The 19599-nt window shown below is 64.0% G+C and carries 9 protein-coding genes; 1 reads left to right on the plus strand and 8 read right to left on the minus strand.

Annotated features, from left to right (window positions below; translation table 11 throughout):
* Positions 1-39: 39 nt before the first annotated feature.
* Both FJW06_RS10760 and FJW06_RS10765 read right to left on the minus strand, forming a co-directional pair.
* Positions 40-2466 carry an FAD-dependent oxidoreductase gene (locus FJW06_RS10760; protein WP_140751364.1) on the minus strand — a complete coding sequence of 809 codons (2427 nt, stop codon included), beginning with the start codon at positions 2464-2466 and terminating at the stop codon, positions 40-42.
* 66 nt (positions 2467-2532) lie between these two features.
* Entirely contained in the window at positions 2533-4071 is a 1539-nt protein-coding gene (locus FJW06_RS10765) for a trimethylamine methyltransferase family protein (RefSeq protein ID WP_140751366.1), read from the minus strand.
* Between the two features lie 211 nt (positions 4072-4282).
* Here FJW06_RS10765 and FJW06_RS10770 point away from each other — a divergent pair, with 211 nt between their 5' ends.
* Positions 4283-4873: a hypothetical protein gene (locus tag FJW06_RS10770; protein WP_140751368.1), complete on the plus strand. Its 591-nt coding sequence runs from the start codon at positions 4283-4285 to the stop codon at positions 4871-4873.
* Positions 4874-4886: 13 nt separating this feature from the next.
* On the opposite strand, the gene FJW06_RS10775 is transcribed toward FJW06_RS10770, so the two are convergent.
* The 6 genes from FJW06_RS10775 to FJW06_RS10800 all read right to left on the minus strand — a co-directional run bounded on the left by FJW06_RS10775 (position 4887) and on the right by FJW06_RS10800 (position 19534).
* Complete coding sequence (locus FJW06_RS10775) at positions 4887-7208, minus strand: ABC transporter ATP-binding protein (protein ID WP_140751370.1); 2322 nt, start codon at positions 7206-7208, stop codon at positions 4887-4889.
* Between the two features lie 52 nt (positions 7209-7260).
* Complete coding sequence (locus FJW06_RS10780; RefSeq protein ID WP_140751372.1) at positions 7261-8418, minus strand: ABC transporter permease; 1158 nt, start codon at positions 8416-8418, stop codon at positions 7261-7263.
* 11 nt (positions 8419-8429) lie between these two features.
* Complete coding sequence (locus tag FJW06_RS10785; protein WP_040984157.1) at positions 8430-9464, minus strand: ABC transporter permease; 1035 nt, start codon at positions 9462-9464, stop codon at positions 8430-8432.
* A gap of 150 nt (positions 9465-9614) precedes the next feature.
* Positions 9615-11273 (minus strand): ABC transporter substrate-binding protein, encoded by a 1659-nt coding sequence (locus FJW06_RS10790; protein ID WP_140751374.1) that lies wholly within the window; start codon positions 11271-11273, stop codon positions 9615-9617.
* 276 nt (positions 11274-11549) lie between these two features.
* Positions 11550-17603, minus strand: a complete 6054-nt coding sequence (locus tag FJW06_RS10795) for a translocation/assembly module TamB domain-containing protein (RefSeq protein WP_140751376.1) — start codon at positions 17601-17603, stop codon at positions 11550-11552.
* A 2-nt stretch (positions 17604-17605) separates the two neighbouring features.
* Positions 17606-19534, minus strand: a complete 1929-nt coding sequence (locus FJW06_RS10800) for an autotransporter assembly complex family protein (protein ID WP_140751378.1) — start codon at positions 19532-19534, stop codon at positions 17606-17608.
* Between the last annotated feature and the right edge of the window lie 65 nt (positions 19535-19599).

Below are 19599 nucleotides of genomic sequence, written 5' to 3' on the forward strand. Positions count from 1 at the left end.
TTCCGCGCGGAAAACCGCTTCGCACCTTCTGGAATTGCTCTAGCCGCGCATCCGCTCGAAATTGGCATCGAACAGCGGTGCGGCCTGGATGCGCGCCGCATGGCGCTTGCCGAGGATCTCGATCTCGAAGCCGTCCGGCCTGTCGGCGATTTCCTTCGGCAGATAGCCCATGGCAACCGACTTCTTCGAATGATGGGCGTAGCCGCCCGAGGTGACCCAGCCGCGCACGACGCCCTCATGCCAGATCGCCTCGTCACCGATGACATCGGCATCGACAGCGTCGACGATGAAGGCGCGCAGCCTGAGCTTGCCGCCTTGCTTGCGTTCGGCAAGCGCTGCCTGCTTGCCGATGAAATCGGCCTCCTTGCCATAGGCGACGAAGCGGTCGAGCCCGGCCTCGACCGGCCCGTAGATCGGCCGATATTCGCGCGCCCATGAGCCGTAGTTCTTTTCCAGCCTCAGCGCGTTGAGCGCGCGCGAGCCAAACAGGCCGATGCCGAATTCCTCGCCAGCTTTCACCAGCGCGTGGTAGGCGGCGCGCTGGTATTCCGGCGCCACCCAGATCTCATAGCCGAGATCGCCGGTATAGCTGACGCGGCCGACAAGGCACGGCGCCATGCCGATATCCATTCGCGCAAACGCCATGAAGGGGAACGCCGCGTTGGAGACATCGGCGCGGGTGACCTTGGCGAGCACTTCCCTCGCCTTCGGCCCGGCAATCGCAAGGCCGGTGAGCTTTTGCCCCAGCGCCTCGACCCTCACCGAGCCGTCCTTGGGCAGATGCGCCTCGAACCAGCGCATATGATACTGCTCGGCGATGCCGGATCCGGCGATGAACCACTCTGCGTCGTCGATATTGGCTAAAGTGAAATCACCGATCAGCTTGCCGTCGGCCTTCAGCATCGGCGCAAGCGTCATGCGGCCGCGCTTGGGCAGCTTGCAGGCGAAGATGCGGTCGAGCCACGCGGAAGCGCCCTCGCCCGTCACCTTGTATTTGGCGAAGTTCGAGATCTCCGACAGACCGACGCCGTTGCGCACCACCGCGACTTCCTTGGCGACATGGTTGAAGTCGGTGGAACGCCGCCAGGAAAACTCGTCGGTGACGTCTTCCGGCGCATACCAGAGCGGCACTTCGAGCCCATAGGACACGCCCCATTGCGCGCCTTTGGCGGCAAGCGTGTCGTAGAGAGGCGTCGTCTTGAGCGGACGTCCAGCCGGTAGTTCCTCGTTCGGGAAACGGATCGAGAAGCGCCGCGAATAATTCTCGCGCACCTTGGCGTTGGTGTAGGCCATTGTCGCCCAGTCGCCATAGCGCGCCACGTCCATCGCCCAGATGTCGGCGCCCGGATCGCCTTCGATCATCCAGTTGGAGAGCGCAAGGCCGACGCCGCCGCCCTGGCTGAAGCCGGCCATGACGCCGCAGGCGACCCAGAAGCCCGGCAGGCCGCGCACCGGACCGACCAGCGGATTGCCGTCCGGCGCGAAGGTGAAGGGGCCGTTGATGATGTGCTTGATGCCGGTCTTCTGGAACGCCGGGAAATGGCGGAAGCCGACCTCCAGCGACGACGCGATGCGGTCGATGTCCGGCTCCAGCAGCTCATGCCCGAAATTCCAAGGTGTGGTGAACTCCGACCACACCTTGTTGGCCTTCTCATAGGTGCCCATCAGCATGCCGCCGCGCTCCTGGCGCAGATAGAGCTCGCCGTCGAAGTCGACCGCGTGGATGATCTCGGTGCCGGTCTTCTTGTTCCAGTCGGCGACTTCCGGCATGTCCTCGGTGATCAGGTACATATGCTCCATCGCGAGCACCGGCAGTTCGAGCCCAACCATGCGGCCGACCTCGCGCGCCCACAGCCCGCCGGCATTGACGACATGCTCGGCGATGATATCGCCCTTGTTGGTGATAACGCGCCACAATCCGTCGGGACGCCGCACGATATCCTCGACCTTGGTGAAGCGCTCGACCTCGGCGCCCAGCTTGCGTGCGGCCTTGGCATAGGCATGCGTGACGCCGGACGGGTCGAGATGGCCGTCCTCCTTGTTGCGCACCGCGCCGACGAACTGGCTGGGATCGATGAGCGGCATCAATTCCGCCGCTTCCTTGGCCGAGATCACCTCGAGGTCGATGCCGAGATAGCGGCCCTTCGATACCACGCCGCGCAGCCAGTCGAGCCGCGCCTCGGTCGCGGCCAGCAGCACGCCGCCGGTCAGGTGCACGCCGGTCGCTTGCCCAGAAAGCTCCTCGATCTCCTTGTAGAGCGAGATCGTGTATTTCTGCAGCTTGGCGACGTTGGGATCGCCATTGATGGTGTGCATGCCGCCGGCCGCGTGCCAGGTCGAACCGGACGTCAGCTCGTCGCGCTCGAGAAGCACGACGTCGGTCCAGCCATGGCGGGCAAGATGGAACAGCACCGAGCATCCGACGACACCGCCGCCGATGACCACGACCTTTGCATGCGACTTCATGGACTTTTTTCTCGTTGGTTCAGTGAGTTGAGAGATCGAAATGAATCAGGATGGGAAGCTGTTCCCTCACGGCTCGCCTTGCCCGATCGCTTCCTTGCGGCGCGCCATATAGGCTTCGAGCGCTTCGCGCAGGGCAGGATCCATGGGCGGCTGGGCATATTCCTCCAGCGCCTTCTTCCAAAGCCTGGTCGCGCGCGCCGTCGTGTCCAGCGCGCCCGCCTCCTGCCAGGCCTCGTAATTCTGCCAGTTGGAAAGCATCGGCTGGTAGAAGACGGTGGCGTAGCGCTCCAGCGTGTGGGGCTCGCCGAAGAAGTGGCCGCCGGTCGGCACCGCGCCCAGCGCCTCCACCGCAAGCTCCGGCTCGTCGACCACGATCGGCCGCAGGAATTCCATCATGTGCTGGATCATCTCGACATCGATGACGAGCTTTTCGAACGAGGCCGTCAGCCCGCCTTCCTGCCAGCCGGCGGCATGATAGACGAGATTGCCGTGGCCGAGCACCGCGCCCCACAGCGCCATCATCGTCTCATAGGCGCCTTGCGCGTCGGCGGCGTTGGAGGCCGAGCCAGGCGTCGTGCGGTAGGGCAAATTGTAGCGCCGCGCCAATTGCCCGGAAGCAACGTTGGCCTTGGTGTTCTCCGGCGTGCCGAAGGCCGGCGCACCCGACTTCATGTCGACATTGGAGGTGAAGGCGCCATACATCACAGGCGCGCCGGGACGCACCAGCTGGGTCAGAACGATGCCGAACAGCGCCTCGGCGTTCTGCTGCGCCAGCGCGCCGGCCAATGTCACCGGACTCATCGCGCCCATAAGCGTGAACGGCGTCACCGCCACCGACTGGCCGTATTCGGCCATGGTCATCAGCCCCTCCGCCATCATCTCGTCGAAGCGGCGCGGCGAGTTGACCGAAATGATGGTGGTGATTCCCGGGTCCTGCGCCATCTCATCCAGCGTCAGACCGCGCGCGATCGCCATCATTTCGATGCCGTCCAGCGCCCTGCCCCGGCCGATGGCCGACACGTGGAAACATTTGTCGGTCAGCGTCAGATTGGCGAAATAAGTGTCCATATGCCTTGTGTTCGCCGGCAGTTCGACCGGCGCGCAGACCTGGTTGCCCAGCATGTGGATGCAGTTGAAATGCTGCGCCAGCCGCACAAGGTCGGAATAGTCGGCGAGGTTGCCGGCGCGGCGGCCGCGTTCCATGTCGTGCACATTGGGAGGGCCGGCGACGAGGGTGAAATTGATGGTGCTGCCGCCGAGATGGACGGCGTTGTCCGGATTTCGGGGCGTCAGCGTATATGCCGGGCGTGTCGACTTCAGCGCCTCCTCGACCATGCCGCGATCAACGCGCACATTCATCGAGCCGCGGTCAACCTTGGCGCCGGCACGCTCCAACAGCGACAGCGCCCGCGGGCTCATCACCTCGATGCCGAAGTTTTCCAATATATGCATCGATGCCTGGTGGATGGCCTCGATCTGATCGGCCGACAGCAGCGCCATCGGCGGATAGGGATTCTCCACCCGTCGTCGCGGCAGTTGTGGGATGGCGGCCGGTCCCCGGTTGCTGGTGCGCTCGGCGCCGCGCTTGCGTCTTGGTTCGCTCATGCATGCATCAGAGCGCCGGCATCACAGGCGAGCTGTCAAGAATTCGCCATTTGCGGGCGTGATTTTAGCCAAGGCGGCATTTCTCAAAATCGAGAAAAAGAATTACGACACAGACGGTCGTAATATCGATACTCGATTTTTCATGCCGGCCACATCCGCGTTAAGGAAGCCAGCAAGACTCCTTTTATGATTTCGGCCTATTCGTCTTCCAATGCGTAGGTCGAGTTTTAGTAAAATTGTTGCTGTTTCCGTGCTGCTGGCGCTTTCGGCCTGCGCGACGGCGCCCAGCCACATCAACAATGTCTGCGCCGTCTTCGACCAGAATGACGGCTGGTTCGACAACTGGCAGTCCGCCGCCGAGCGGACCGAGCAGAAATACGGCATCCCCGTTCCCGTGCTGATGGCGACGGTGCGCAAGGAATCCGGCTTCAAGAGCAATGCCCGCCCGCCGCGCACCAAGCTGCTCGGCTTCATCCCGTGGACGCATGTCTCGAGCGCCACCGGCTACTCGCAGGCGCTCGACGGCACCTGGTCGCAATATCAAAGCGAGACCGGCAACTGGGCCGCGCGCCGGACACGCTTCGCCGACGCCGTCGATTTCGTCGGCTGGTACCACTCCAAGACCGCCGCCACGTTCGGTGTCGCCCGCAACGACACCTACAACCTCTATCTGGCATACTATCTCGGCTGGACCGCCTATGGCCGCGGCAATCGCGGCGACGCCGGCGTTCAAAGCTACGCGCGCGCCACAGACCAGATGGCGCGCGACTACGCAGCGCAGCTACGGCAATGCGGCAGCTGACACCCGACCCGGATTAGTGTCGCCTTGTCGTGTCCTTCGGCCTTGGGACACCGGTTTCCGAATCCTCGTCGCGCACTTCATGGCGACGGGCTTTGAGCACCGCCTCGTTCTCCTCGACGCCCTCTTCGATAGCATCGGCTTCCGCACTGGCGTTTTTGCCATCCGGACGCTGCGGCGGCGTGCCGGCAAAGCCCGGCCCCTCGCCCTGCGGCGCATCATCCGGCACGCCTTCATGCGCAGCGTGCTCCTTGTCGAACTTGATGACCGGCTCCATCTTGGCCAGCACGTCGTCCGAAAGCCAGCACAGGCTCGTATGGCCGCCGCCGAGATTCTTCACCGGCGGCACCTTCGTCTCGCACAGATTGTCGGGCACCAGCTTCTTGTAGCCGCATCGCGTCTGGAACGGGCAGCCGGTCGGCGGGTTCATCGCCGAGGGAATGTCGCCTTCGAGCACGATGTGCTTCTTGACGACGCTGGTGTCGGCGATCGGGATCGCGGACAGTAGCGCCTCGGTATAAGGGTGGTAAGGCGGCGAGAAGATCTGGTCGGTCGTGCCCTGCTCGACGATATAGCCGAGATACATCACGACGACGCGGTCGGCGATGTAGCGTACCACCGACAGGTCGTGGCTGATGAACAGCATCGTCGTCTTGTTCTTGCGCTGGATGTCCATCAACAGCTCGGTCACCGCCGCCTGCACCGAGACGTCGAGCGCCGAGACCGGCTCGTCGGCCACCACCACCTTGGCGTCGCCGGCAAAGGCGCGCGCGACGCCGATGCGCTGCTTCTGTCCGCCCGAAAGCTGGCGCGGCTTGCGGGTCTCGAAGGCCCTGGGCAGCTTCACAAGGTCGAGCAGCTCCAGCATGCGCTGGCGTCGCTCGGCGACCGTCTTGCCGACTTTGAACTTCTCCAGCGTACGGATGATCTGCGAGCCGACGCTGTGGCTGGGGTTCAGCGTGTCGAACGGATTCTGGAACACCATCTGGATCGACGACACGGTGTCGACGCCGCGGTTCTCGATGCCCGTCGACTGGATTTCCTTGTTAGCCAAAGTCACCGTGCCGGAGCTGGCGGTCTCGAGACCCAGAAGCACCTTGGCCAGTGTCGACTTTCCGCAGCCGGACTCGCCGACGATCGCCACGGTCTCGGATTCGCGCGCGGTGAACGAGATCGTCTCGTTGGCCTTGACGACGCGGCCTTCGCTGGAGCCGAACACCTCGCTGCCGCCGACCTTGTAGTATTTCTTGAGGTCCTGGATCTTCAGCACCGGCGCGCCGGGCTCGACCTTTTCGCTGACCTTCTTGGCGCCGGGCGGCAGCGCCTCCCAGTCGATCTCGTTGAAGCGCACGCAGCGCGAGAAATGCCCCTCATGGCCCTCGACCGGGATCATCGGGATCTCCGCCGCGTTGCAGACGCCCTCGACGAAATGGTGGCAGCGCGGCCCGAAATTGCAGCCCTTCGGCCGCTCATGCGGCAGCGGCAACTGTCCGGGAATGGAGATCAGCGGCCGCGAATTCTTGTCGGCGCCGGGCAGCGGGATCGAGCGGAACAGCCCCTGCGTGTAGGGATGGCGCATCCGGTCGAACACGTCCTCGATCTTGCCGGTCTCGACCGCCTCGCCGGAATACATCACCGTGATCTTGTCGCAGGTTTCCAGGATGAGGCCGAGATTGTGCGACACGAAGATCATCGAGGTGCCGAACTTCTCGCCGAGCCCCTTGACCAGTTCGACGATGCCAGCCTCGACCGTGACGTCGAGCGCGGTGGTCGGCTCGTCGAGCAGAAGCAGCGCCGGCTTCGACAGCAGCGCCATGGCGATGACGATGCGCTGCTGCTGGCCGCCGGAAAGCTGGTGCGGATAGGAGCGCATCATGCGCTCCGGATCGGGCAACTTCACCGCCCGCACCATATCAAGGGCGCGGCTGTAAGCCTCTTCCTTCGACACCTTGTCGTGGATCAGCGGCACTTCCATCAGTTGCTGGCCGATCTTCATCGCCGGGTTAAGGCTCGCCATCGGCTCCTGGTAGATCATGGCGATCTTGTTGCCGCGAATGGTGCGAAGCTCTTCGTCCGACATCTCGCCCATGTCCCTGCCCTGGAACTTGATCCGGCCGCCGACGATCTTCCCGATATTGGAGAGGTCGCGCATGATGCCGAGCGACACGGTCGACTTGCCGCAGCCGGATTCGCCGACGATGCCCATCGCCTCGCCGGGCATGACCGTGCAGGAAAAATCCATCACAGCCGGGATCTCACCCTTGCGGGTGAAGAAGGAGATCGAGAGGTTCTCGATCTCGATGATGGGCTGAGCCGGATTTCGAACTGCCTCGTTCATGGGTCGCTCCAATCCTAAATTGTTCCAGCAGGTAGGGCCTGAACCCTGACCATCAATCCTTCATCGACTGTTCGCGCAGCGAATCCGCCAAAAGGTTAAGCCCCAGCACGAACGACATCAGGGCGATCGTCGGCGGCAGCGCCGGGTGGATGAAGGAACGCAACAACCGGCTGGCATCCTTGATCGCGGTGCCCCAGTCGGGGCTCTCCGGCGCCAGGCCCAGGCCGAAATAGCCGAGCGTCCCGAGCAGGATCGTCGTGTAGCCGATACGCAGGCAGGCATCGACGATCAGCGGACCCCGCGCATTGGGCAATATCTCCCACAGCATGATGTACCAGGGCGATTCACCGCGCGTCTGCGCCGCCGCCACATAGTCGCGCGTCTTGATGTCCATGGTCAGTCCGCGCACGATGCGGAACACGCCGGGGCTGGAGGCGAACACCACCGCCACGAAGATGTTGAGCTGGTTGGGATCGATGTGGACGATCTTGAGCGGATCCTTGTCGAAGACCAGGCCCGCATAGATCCAGCCGCCGACGACCAACGTGATGCCGAGCAGGATATAGAGCCGGTCCGGCCGGTTCTTGTAGCGGGTCCAGAACAGGACGCAGAAGAAGATGATCGGGAACAGGAAGAACAGTCCCGCCATCGCATAGGGGATCGGCGTGTCCATGATGCCCGGCGTCACCAGGAGGTAGAACAACAGGATCACCGGGAAGGCCAGCACCAAGTTGGCGAGGAAGGACAAGAGCGTGTCGATCTTGCCGCCATAGTAACCGGCAGGCAGGCCGAGCGTGATGCCCACCATCAGCGCGAAGCCGGTGGCGGCCGGCGCGATGATCAAAACAATCTGGCTGCCATAGACCATGCGCGAGAACACGTCGCGCGCAAGCTTGTCGCCGCCGAAATAGTAGACCAGCTTCGACGCCGGCTCGATCGCGCCGGGCAGCGTGTCCTTCATCACCGAGACCTGGGCCAGCGGGTCGAAGGGCGAGATGGTGGAGGCGAAGATCGCCGTGAACAGCCAGAACAGGCAGATGAAGACGCCGGCAATGCCGACGCCGCTGTCGAAGAGCTGGCCGTAGAGCCCGAGCTTCCGCCTGTAGGAAAAGCTCGCGCCCATCACCAGGATGAGCGCGACCCACACCGGCCAGAACCGCCAGAGCACGCCGAGAACGACATCGAAGGCGCTGATATATTCCGTTTGCATCGGCCCTGCCCCTACTGAACCCTGATACGCGGATTGAGAAACGCGTAGCCGACATCGGAAATGAGCTGCGTGATCAGCACGATGAACACCGAGACCAGCGAGCAGCCGAGCAAGAGATCGATGTCGTTGTTGCCGGCGGCTTCGACCAGCGTATAGCCAAAACCCTGGTAGCGGAACATCACCTCTACGATGACGACACCGGTGAGCAGCCACGGGAACTGCAACATGATGACGGTGAAGGGCGCGATCAGCGCGTTGCGCAATGCGTGCTTGATGACCACGCTGCTGAAGGACAAGCCCTTCAGCCGGGCTGTGCGGATATATTGCTGCGTCATCACCTCGACCATCGAGGCGCGTGTCATGCGCGCGATATAGCCGATGCCGTAGATCGCCAGCGTGATCACCGGCAGCGTGAAATTGTAAAAGGTGATGCCTTGGCTGGCTGACGCCGCCGAGCCGTTCAGCCAGCCGAGCCAGGATGCGAAGATGACGGTGAAGATGACGCCCGACACATATTCGGGCGTCGCCGTCGAGGCGATCGAGGCGACCGACAGCACGCGGTCGGTTCGCGAGCCTTCGCGCATGCCGGCCAGAATGCCGATGAGCAATGAGATCGGCACCATCACCGCCAGCACCCAGAACATCAGCAATCCAGTGGCGCCGAGCGCCGGGAAGAGCTTCGCCGCGACGGTCGTCTTGAACTTGGTCGAGCAGCCGAAATCGCCCTGCAGCACGCCTGAGAATTGCGGCTCGGTCGGGTCGTTGCAGAAGGAGAAGCGCTGCGTGGTCTTGCCGGTCGCCGGGTCGGTGATCGGATGCTTCGGCAGGACGCCAAGCCACTGGCCGTAGCGCAGGAAGAAGTTCTGCCGGTAACCGTGGTTGACCAGCCAGCTTTCAAGCTGGTCGGCGGGCGTGTGCATCTCGGTCTGGCTGATCGCCAGCTTCTTCAGATTGGGCTCGAGATTGACGAGGAAGAAGACGACCAGCGTCAGGCACAGCATCGTGAGCAGTATCGTGCCGATGCGTCTGGCGATGAATGAGAACATGTGTGCCCCCCTGCCGGCCGGGTTGGGGTCAGATGTGTTCAACCCTGTTTCGTAATGCGGATGGCGCCCCGCCGCCGCTGCAGGTCATGCAACGGCAACGAAGCTGCAAATACGAGGGGCGGCTGCCCCTCGTATTCATCGCGCCATGGATCACGCCTGGTCGAGCCAGACCTTGCCGAAGTCGTGCTCGTAGGTGGGGTGCATCGAGTGGTTCTTCACCTCGGGCTTGATGTTGATGTAGAGCTTGCGCCAGTAAGGCTGGATGATGATGCCGGAATCCTGCAGCATCTGCTCGATATCTTTCATCACAACCTTGCGCTTCTCCGCATCGGCGATGCCGAGCGCCTCGTTCACTTTCTTGTCGAAGTCCGGATTGGCGTAGGCCGTCTCGTTCCACGCTTCGCCGGTGCGGTAAGCGATGGCGATCACCTGGATGCCCAGCGGGCGCATGTTCCAGTTGGTTTCCGAGAACGGATACTTCGTCCAGTCGTTCCAGAAGGTCGAGCTCGGCAGCACGGTGCGCTTCACCTTGATGCCGGCTTCGCGCAGCTGGGCGGCGATCGCGTCCGTGGTGTTCTTGTGGTAGTCCTCGTCGTTGCTGATCAGCTCGTGCTCGAAATCGATCGCGCCGGCTTCCGTCAGCATCTGCTTGGCCTTGGGGATGTCGCGCTTGATCTCCGGCAGCTTGACATATTCCGGATGGATCGGCGCGACATGGTGGTTTTCGGCCGGCGTGCCGGCATTGCCGTAGCCGAGCTGCAGGACGGTTGCGTTGTCGACGGCAAGCAACATCGCCTGACGAACCTTCTGGTTGTCATAGGGCTTGTGCGTGACGTTGAAGCGCGACACCACGGTGGCCGCCGTCACGACCTCCGACACCGGGGCGCCGACATCGGCGATGATCTTGATATAGTCGGCGGTCGTTTCGTGATTGGTCTGGACTTCGCCCGATTCGAAGGCCGAGACGGTCGCGGCCGGATCAGTGCCGTAGTCGATGAACTCGACCCCGTCGAGGAAGGCCTCGCCCTGCCACCACTTGCCGGTCGTGCGGCGCTTGTAGACCACCTTCTGGCCGACGTCATAGGAGACCAGCTCGAACGGACCGGTGCCGATCGGGCAGTTCTTGAAGTTGGCGCCCTTCTCGTCGAAGGTCTTGTGCACGACGAGCGCCGGATAGTCGGTCAGGTTCGGGATGATGGCGATATCGGGCTTGGTCAGCTTCAGCTTGACGGTCATGTCGTCGACCTTGACGACCGAGCCTTCGCGCAGCTTCTTGGTCTTCTCGTCAACCAGGCTGCCGAGGCGGCCAGGCATCGAGTTGCCTTCCGCGCTCTTGTCCGCCCAGCGGCCGAAATTGTAGATCACGTCATCGGCGGTGAACTTGTCGCCGTTGTTCCATTCGACGCCCGGCCGCACATGCAGCGTGTATTCGGTGGCGTCGTCATTGATGTCCCAGCTCGCCAGGAGGTAGGGCGCGAAGGTGTATTCCTTGGTGTATTTCACCAGCGGCTCGAGCGCCTGGCGCTCGGCGTTGGAGATTTCGGACCAGTCGGCGGTGCGCGGATCCTTCGGGTCCTTGACCGACATCGCGACCTTGATCACTCCGCCCTTCTTGCCCTGCACGTCCTCGGCCCGGGCCGAGGTCGGAGCGGCGAGGCCGAGCATGCCATAGGCCATTGCTGTCGATGCGCCAAAAACGCTGGCCAAAGCCAGGAATTCGCGACGATCGACCCCGCCCGATTTGGCTTCTTCGGCCATTTTCAGAATGTGATCCGGAACCCGATCACCATTGCTTTTGTAGATTGCCATGACTTACTCCCATTGTTGGCTTTCCGCCTTTTAACATTCCGCATCCAGACCGCGTTGTCAAAAGACGGTGTAGAATGGGAACATGCCCGGGAATGTGCATCTTTGGCTGCAACTCGGTTCGCGCGATAGCGACAGTCTTGACGCAAATTTGTTATCGCGACGGGGATTTCCCAAAAAATCTTCGCGGGCGATTAAATCAATACATTTTATACGGATAAGGGGCCTCGCCTCCGCGGCGGATAGCCTGCCGGGCATACCGATAAGCGCCGGAACAGCTCAGTATTCGCGTTCGTAGAAGACGCCGCCTTTGGCTTCACCGGCGTCGTTGGCCTCGCCGCGCAGCTTCACGCCGCGACCGACATTGAGGTCGATCGTCGCCTTGCCGGAACCCGGCTTGTCGCCCTTCTGTATGGTCACATAGGTGCGGTCGTTGAGGTACTTGCCGGCCGAAACCGCCGTGCCGCCCTTCTCGTCCATCGTCACGTCGAGATCGTCAACGCCGATGGCGCTTTGCAGGTTCTCGAGCAGCGAGGTCGAACCGCCGACGCCTGCCAGTTGCGCGGCGGCGCTCGCAAGTTGCGCGATCTGCAAGGGCGACAGTTTCGACATGGATTGACCGAAGATGAGCTGCGCCAGCACCTCGTCCTGAGGCAGCGCCGGCACGGAGGAGAAGTTGAACTTCGGATCGGTCGCTTCGCCCGACACAACGATCGTGACCGTGGCGCTGCTCGTCGTCGTAGTCGCCGTCATGTTGAGATAGGGAACCAGCGAACCCTGGAACCCGATCGTGCCGTCGGTGAAGGTCAGCCGCTTGGAAAGGATGATCAGCCGTCCGCGCTGCAGCGTGAAGGTGCCGACCGCCTGCGGCGACGAGGCCGGGCCCGTCAACTTCAGCGAGCCGCCGAGCTCGGCGTCGACGCCCCTGCCCTGGATGAAGATCTGGTTCGGCGCGTTTACCGTCACGTCGAGCGTCAGGCCGCTGCCGCTCTTGCCGCTGCCGCTCGACGTCGCCGGGCGCAGCGCCTTGTCCTGCGCCCGCACGGACGCGGGCGCGTTCTTGTGTTTCACATCCAGCGCCGAAAGCGACCCCGGCAGCTTTTCTGGGACGGTGATGACCGTCCTCGCCAGATTGATCGTGCCGGCGATCACCGGCGCCGAAACGAGCGGCCCCTTGACCGTCAGGTCGCCGCCGAGATTGGCGGTCACCACCCGGCCGTCGGTGTAGCGGCCATCGGTGAGCTTGATCGACAGGTCGGCTGGGAAGCCTTGCGCCGGCGTGATGCCGACCGTGCCGCTGGCCGACAGGTTACCGCGCGTCGACAGCTTTCCGGTCAAACGGTTGATCCTGGCGACGCCGCTGCCGATCGAGACGTCGGCGGCAATATCGTTGACCGCCAGGCCGGAGCGGGCATCGATAAGGCGCGAGCCGGATGTGGTGACTTTGCCGCTGATCACCGGCGCGGATGCAGGACCACGCACCTGCACATCGACATTGGCGGTACCGTTGAGCGCCAGACCTTGCGCCGCGAGCTTGGCGGCAAGGAAGGAAAACGGCACCTTGCCGTTGAAGTCGAGCGCCAAGGTTGGTGTGCCTGCCGTCGCAACCGTGCCGCCGCCCTTGAGGCCAAGTCCGGCACCGTCGCTGATGTTTGCGTCGAAGGCGAGCTTGTTGCCGGCGAAAGTACCGGACGACGACACATTCATGCCGCCGAGGCCGGCGCCGCGCGTCTGCGAGGTCTGCACGCCGGCGGCATCGATCTTGAAGGCGACCGAGGGGGTCGAAGGCTGGCCGGTGACCTTGACCGTGCCCGAGATCGAACCGGCCGCATCGAGACCCGGCGAGAAGCTGTTGGCGAGCGAGATCGGCACCCTGGCCAGATTGGCGTTGATGTCGAGCGCCTGCGCGGCCTTGCCCGTCACCGTCGCCGTGCCGCCGCCGAGATTCAGCACCAGCCGGTCGAGCGTCGTCACGCCGTTGGCGATCGTGATCGTCGAGGCCTGTGCGATCGCGGCCTTGATGCCCTGCACGGTCGCCTGGCCGGACGCCAGCTCGACGGTCGTCATGCCGTTGGCGACCTTCACGCGGCCGGCGGCTTTGGCCGGGATGTTCTTGACGGTGGCCCCTCCCGAAAAACCGGTCCAGTCGCCGTCGCGCTTGAGATCGACATCGATGCCGGTGATGGCGGTGCCGCCGGACGTCACGCTCTCGGCCCGCACCGTGCCGGCAATGACAGGTGCTGCCATGTAGTTCGCGATCTGCGCGTCGATGGCGACATTCCTGGCGGAAAGATCGCCGCGCTTGATCTCCGAGGTGTTCGCCTTGATCGCGACATTCGGCCCGTTGCTCGCCTTGGTAAAGGCGATCGTGCCACGCACATTGCCCTCGGCTTTTTCCAGGGCCAGCGCGGCCAGCGGCCCGATATCTGGGAGGTCGAGCGAAACGGTGCCGACCGGCACGAAGGCGTCGTCGAGCGCGAGATCGCCCGAAATCTTGTTCGGACCGAGCGACAGCAGAAGCCCGTTGATCGCACGGCTGCCATTGGTCGTGGCGAGCACCGCGCTGCCCTGCAAATTCTGCCCGGCGACGTTGCCGGTGAGCTGAACATTGGCCGCCGGATTGGTCGCATCGGCCTTGCCGCTGGCCGTCAGCCTCAGCGCGGTGATCTCGCGCGCCGCCACCGAAAGCCGGTCGCTGCTCACCGTCATCGACAGGTAGGGCGCGGTGACCGGGCCCTGCGCGTTCAGGGCAAAGGCGACGGCGCCCTTGGCGTCCTTCGAGAGCCCTGAAACGTCGCTCAGCGCACCCCTGATATCGGCGGCCAGCTTGCTGTCGGCAAGGCTCGCCTGCCCGTCGGCGCTGAGCGCTCCCGAATTCAGCCTCAGGCCATCGACATTGACATCGCCCTTGGCATCGCGCTTCAGCGTGGCGCTCAACTCAGCGCGCTCGCCAAGCACGCCGCGCACCGCCGCCGGCAAGGCGGAAGAAGCGACATCGGCCTTCATATTGAGGTCGACCGCGCCGTCGCCCAGCGATATCCGGCCGGCGACCTCACTGTTAAGCGCATCGCTCTTGAAGGAGCCGCTGTTGATGGCGACGGCATCGGGTGCCAGGCGGCCGTTGACCTTGGCCGAGACCTTGCCGGCAATCAGGGGTGCCAGCATTGGATTGTCGAGGCCGATCCTGTCCACCGACACGGTGCCGGAAACCTGACCAGCCCGCCCCTTGAGGTCGAAGGCATCCGAATGCAGCACTAGGGTGAGACCGTCCACCTTCGCCTGGCTGGCGGCAACGGAAGGCAGGATGGCGGATATATCGAGCCGCGCTTGCGTGCTCTCGCCCGCCATCTTAGCCGACAAGGACTGGACCGCGATCTTGACCGGGCTTTCGGCGCTGCCGATCGTCAATGGCAGGCTCGGCCCCGATGATGTGAGGTCGAGGGAGAAGTCGCTGGCGCCATTGGGATTGAGGGTGCCGGCGGCCTTGCCGGAAATCCCTTCGCCGGAAAGCGTGGCGTGGTCCAAGGCGACGCCGCCAGCCAGCGTGTAGCTGCCGGCAGCGTCCAGATCCAGCGGCCCGAGCCCCGCCTGCCGGGTCTGGCTGGACTGGGCGCCCGCGACCTTGGCGTTGAACTGCACGTCGGGATTGGACGACGGACCCGTGACATGTGCCGTGCCTTCCAGCGTTCCGGCCCCGTCGAGGCCGGGCACGAAATCATTGGCGAGCGCCACCGGAAGGTCGGCGAGGTTGGCCGTGAGGTCGAGGGTCTGGCCGGCGCTGCCGGAAACGATTGCCGAGCCGCCGCCGAGATTGAGCGAGAGCTTCTCGATTGCAGTCACGCCATTGGCGATGGACAGGCTCGAAGGCTCGGCGATGCCCGCCTTGATGCCGCGCACCGTCGCCTCGCCGGACGTGATCTCCACGCTTGTCGTGCCGCCGGCGATCTTCACGCGGCCGGTAGCGGTGGCGGGAATGCCGGACGCCGTGGCACCGCCGGTAAAGTTCGTCCAGTCGCCGTTGCGCTTTAAGTCGATGCCGATGCCGCTGATGACCGTGCTGCCGAAGGTCACGCTGTCGGCTTTGATCGTGCCCGAGATCGCCGGCCCTTTCAGGTAGTTGGCGATCAGCGCGTTGACAGTGATGGCTTTCGCCGCCAGATCGCCGCGCGCGATCGACGTGCTGGCCGCATTGATGGTAACCGTCGGCGCCTCGCCATCCTTGGCAAAGGCGATCGTGCCGTTGATGTCGCCGGTCGCGGTCTGGTTGCCGAGCGCCGCAAGCGGTCCGATGTCGGGCACGGCAAGCGTCAGCGTGCCGAGCGGCAGGAACTTGTCGTCGAGCGCGAGATCGCCCGACACCTTGTTGTCGCCGAGCGCCAGGCTGAGACCCCTGATCGAGCGCTTGCCGTCGGCCGTCACCAGCGAGGCTGCGATGTCGAGCGCCTGCCCCTCGGCGTTGCCGGTCAGCGAGATTTCGGCGGTCGGATTGGCGACATCGGCTTTGCCCTTGGCTGAGAGCTTGATGTCCTTCACCGTGCGGCCGGCCGCCGTCAGGCTGGGGCTGTCGGCTGAAACGGAGAAATCCGGCGCCCAGCGCGGACCGGTAGTCGTCAGCGCGAAATTGACCCCGCCAGCGAGCGGCGTGCCGGCGAGCGAGGACAGCGGCGAGACGTCGCCCAAACTGCCCTTGACGCTGGCCTGGATGTCCGTTCCTTGCATGCTGCCGGTGCCGCTGGCGCTGAGCGAGCCGGAGCTGATCTCCAGCGAGTTGGCGGCGAACGCGCCTTGCGGATCGCGCGTGGCGGTGGCCGAGAATTTCACCCGTTCGCCGAGCAGCGAGCTGATCTGCGGCGGCAACGCCTTCGAGATAGCGTCGGCGTTCATCTTCAGCGTCATCGACAGGTCGGCCAGCGCCACATTTGCCGTCAGCCCGGCATTGAGCGCATCGCTGCGCAAGGTGCCTTTGTCGATGGTCACGTTTTGGCGGCTGATCGTGCCGGAAAGATCCGCGGCGAGCTTGCCGGTCACCAGCGGCGCCAGCGTCGCCACATCGGTCTTCAGGCCGGCGGCCGCGAGCTTGATGGCGACCGGGCCGCTGAGGGTCTCGATGTTGAAGCCATCGGAATGGATCTCGCCCGTAATGTTGTTGAGCTGCGTGCCGCCGACGGCGATCGAGGTAAGGGACGTGCCGACATCGACCATCGGCGCCTTGCCGTCGCCGAAAGCGCGCACCGTGGCCTTTTCGACCGCGACCAGGATCGGAACCGCGCTGTTGCCGACATCGACGGTTACCGGCTTGTCCTTGGCGGAGAGCTCGACCGCCAGGTCGCTGGCGCCCTTCGGATCGACATTGCCGGTCGCGGCGCCGTGCACGGAGTCGCTCTCTATGATGGCGCGCTCGATATCGACACCGCCGGATGTGGTCGCCGTTCCGGCGAGGTCGAAGTTCGTCTTGCCGGCAAACATCGCCTTTATCTTCTCCGGCAGGAACCCTTCGAACTGGCCGTCACCCTTCGCCTCGATGCGGTGGCCCTTGTCGGTGAGCTGATGTCGGCCGGTGAGTTGGCTGATGATCCGGCCGTCGACCATGAAGGTGCCGACGCCGCTCCAGTTGGCCAATGGCCCGCCGCCCGAAACGACGATGTTGACGGGCGGCGCATCCGGCAGTTTGAGCAAATTGGCGATGATGCCGCCGGCCGGCTCCGACGCCTTGAGATCGAGGTCGAGCTTGTTGTCGGCCGGCGCGAAGTGGATCTTGGCGTCGACATTGCCTTGCTTGCCGTCATGGCGGCTGACGTTGAGCACGCTTTGGATCGCCAGAGGCGACGGATCGGTCCTGAGCGATCCCTTGGCGGCAAGTTCGGCGATGCCACTGCCGGCAAGCTCCTGTCCCAGCGCGATCTCCGGCAGGTCGATCTGCTTCACGTCGATCGACACCGGCAGGCTCGTCGAGCCACCCTGCGACGGCTGCTGGCTCGGCTGCGGCAGTCGCGCCAGCTCGATGCGCTCGGCGGCGAAGCGGTCGGCATTGAAATTCCGGGAGAGCAGCGCCACCGGCGACCAGTCGAGCGCCACCTTGCGCGCCACCATCCAGGGGCCGGCGCGGTCCTCCAGCACGACGTGGTCCACCCTGAGCGCGCCCGACCAGATGCCTTCGATGCCGGCGACCGTGACCTTGCGGTCCTCGTTGGAAGCCATCTTCGAAATCAGGCTGGCGAGGTTCTGGCGGCCGCCTTCGGTGCCGGTCAAGACGACCACCGCGCCGATCGCCACCACCAGCAGGATGAGCAGCGCGTAGATTAAGGTGCGGAGGATGCGCCAGAGAATCTTCATCGTCAGAACGCCTGGCCGATGCCGGCATAGATGCCGAAATGCGGATCGCCCGGATCGCGATTGAGCGGCACGGCCGCGTCGATGCGCAGCGGACCGAACGGCGTGATGTAGCGCAGGCCGACGCCGGCGCCGACCTTCACATCTGAGAAATTGGGGAAGGACTTGGTCGATACCGTGCCGGCATCGACAAACGGTACAATGCCGATCGTATCGGTGACGCCGATGCGCATCTCGACCGAGGTTTCGAAGAAGGAGAGGCCGCCGATCGGCTGGCCGTTAATGTCCTTCGGGCCGATGCCCTGGTAGGCATAGCCGCGCACCGAGCCGCCGCCGCCGGAATAGAAGCGCCGGTCGGCCGGCACGTTCTGCAGCCCGGTGCCGACGATCGAGCCGAGCGTCGCGCGTTCGGCGAGCACGAACCGGCTTGCCGTGTCGAGCGACTGGTAGGTGTAGCCCTCGCCCTTCAACTTCAGGAAAGCCGCGCCGCTCAATATGTCGTAGCTCGGCTCGGCATAGGCGAGGAAGCGGAATCCCCTGGTCGGGTTCAGCTTGTTGTCGCGGCTGTCATAGACATATTGCAGCGGCACGCTGGCGATCAGGTAGGTGTGCTTGCCGAAAGCGTCGGTGATCCTCGAATAATCGAGGTCGAATTCGGCCGACACCCGCTGCTTCTTGTCGAGGTCGTAGGAGACTCCCACATCGCCCTTGACCGAGAAATGGTCATAGGCATCGGGGTGCTCGAACACCGTCTTGATGCCGGTGAAGAATTTCGATGTCGGACCGAGCACGCCAGGCTTCTCGAACATGACGCCGGCATTGTAATTGAGCGCAGAGATGCTGTTGCTGCCGATGCCGCTGATGGAGCCGTCGAAACGCAGCTTCTCGGCCTGGCCGAACAGGTTGCGGTGCCCCCAATAGCCTTCCAGCCCCAGGCCTTCCGTGTTCGAGAAGGTGCCGCCGACGCCGAAGAAGCGCGGCTTGCGCTCGCTGACCTGGACGCCGATCGGGATGTTGCCGTTGGCGTCGAGGCTGTCGGCTTCCTTGACGGTCACGCTGTTGAAGACCTCGAGGCCGAGCAGCCGGTCGCGGGCATCGTCGATCTCCTGCGGCGAATATTGCTGGCCCCGCTTCAGCCCGGTCATGTATTCGGTGAAGTCGCGATCGACCTTTTCAGTGCCCTCGACCGTGGTGTCGCCATAACCGGCGATCGGACCGGCGGCCACCGTCAGCGTCACGTCCAGCGTTGAGCTGGCATGCTCGGCGACGATCTCGCGGTCCGTCACCTTGGCAAGCGGCCTGCCCTCTTCCTTCAGCGCCCGCACGATCAGCGCTTCGGCTTTGAGCACCGCGCCGGAGCCGGCATCGCCGCCGGCGATCAGGCCGAAATCGGCCGCCGCCAATCCCGCCGCATCGCCCTTCAGCCGGATGTTGCCAAGCGTGAACTTCGCCCCGGGCGAAACGGTGACGACCACCGGAATGGGCTGCGGCCCCTTGAACTCGGCATCCGGCGGCAAGTCGTCGATCGACTTGCCGCCGATCGTGATGGTGACCACGCCCTCGTAGCGGGCATCCGCGTAGAGGGCGGCGACCAGTTGCTCGCGGTCGCCGCGCGCCTTCGCCATCAGGCCGAGCGACCCCGACACCGGATGGTCCTCGTCATTTTTCAACGCCGAGGCGTTTTCGAGCCTCTTGACCAGGTCCTTGTCGGCATCAGGCGCATTGATCGTCACCGAATAGCGCAGCGGATCGACGATATCGGCATCCTCGTCCTTGGACGAGCCCCAAAGCTTGATGCCGAAAATCTCGAAAGCCGCCGCCTGCCGCATTTCTCCGGCCAGCACGGTCAAGCAGACGAGCGCGAAAAGCAGGGCGCGCGGAAGCCCGCGCCCTGGCGCGAACCCTCCTGACATCTGCGTTTCATGCGCCGGCATTAAGACAACCTAGTCGACAAAACTAAAATTGGAATGAAGTTCCGCAACGTTCGTAAAGGGGCCAC

This window comes from Mesorhizobium sp. B4-1-3 (assembly GCF_006439355.1).
In the GTDB taxonomy this organism is placed as follows: Bacteria; Pseudomonadota; Alphaproteobacteria; order Rhizobiales; family Rhizobiaceae; genus Mesorhizobium.

Coding starts and splice junctions, on each gene's coding strand:
- FJW06_RS10775 (WP_140751370.1), bottom strand. CDS start 7,208: ATGAACGAGGCAGTTCGAAATCCGGCTCAGCCCATCATCGAGATCGAG.
- FJW06_RS10790 (WP_140751374.1), bottom strand. CDS start 11,273: ATGGCAATCTACAAAAGCAATGGTGATCGGGTTCCGGATCACATTCTG.
- FJW06_RS10780 (WP_140751372.1), bottom strand. CDS start 8,418: ATGCAAACGGAATATATCAGCGCCTTCGATGTCGTTCTCGGCGTGCTC.
- FJW06_RS10800 (WP_140751378.1), bottom strand. CDS start 19,534: ATGCCGGCGCATGAAACGCAGATGTCAGGAGGGTTCGCGCCAGGGCGC.
- FJW06_RS10795 (WP_140751376.1), bottom strand. CDS start 17,603: ATGAAGATTCTCTGGCGCATCCTCCGCACCTTAATCTACGCGCTGCTC.
- FJW06_RS10785 (WP_040984157.1), bottom strand. CDS start 9,464: ATGTTCTCATTCATCGCCAGACGCATCGGCACGATACTGCTCACGATG.
- FJW06_RS10770 (WP_140751368.1), top strand. CDS start 4,283: ATGCGTAGGTCGAGTTTTAGTAAAATTGTTGCTGTTTCCGTGCTGCTG.
- FJW06_RS10760 (WP_140751364.1), bottom strand. CDS start 2,466: ATGAAGTCGCATGCAAAGGTCGTGGTCATCGGCGGCGGTGTCGTCGGA.
- FJW06_RS10765 (WP_140751366.1), bottom strand. CDS start 4,071: ATGAGCGAACCAAGACGCAAGCGCGGCGCCGAGCGCACCAGCAACCGG.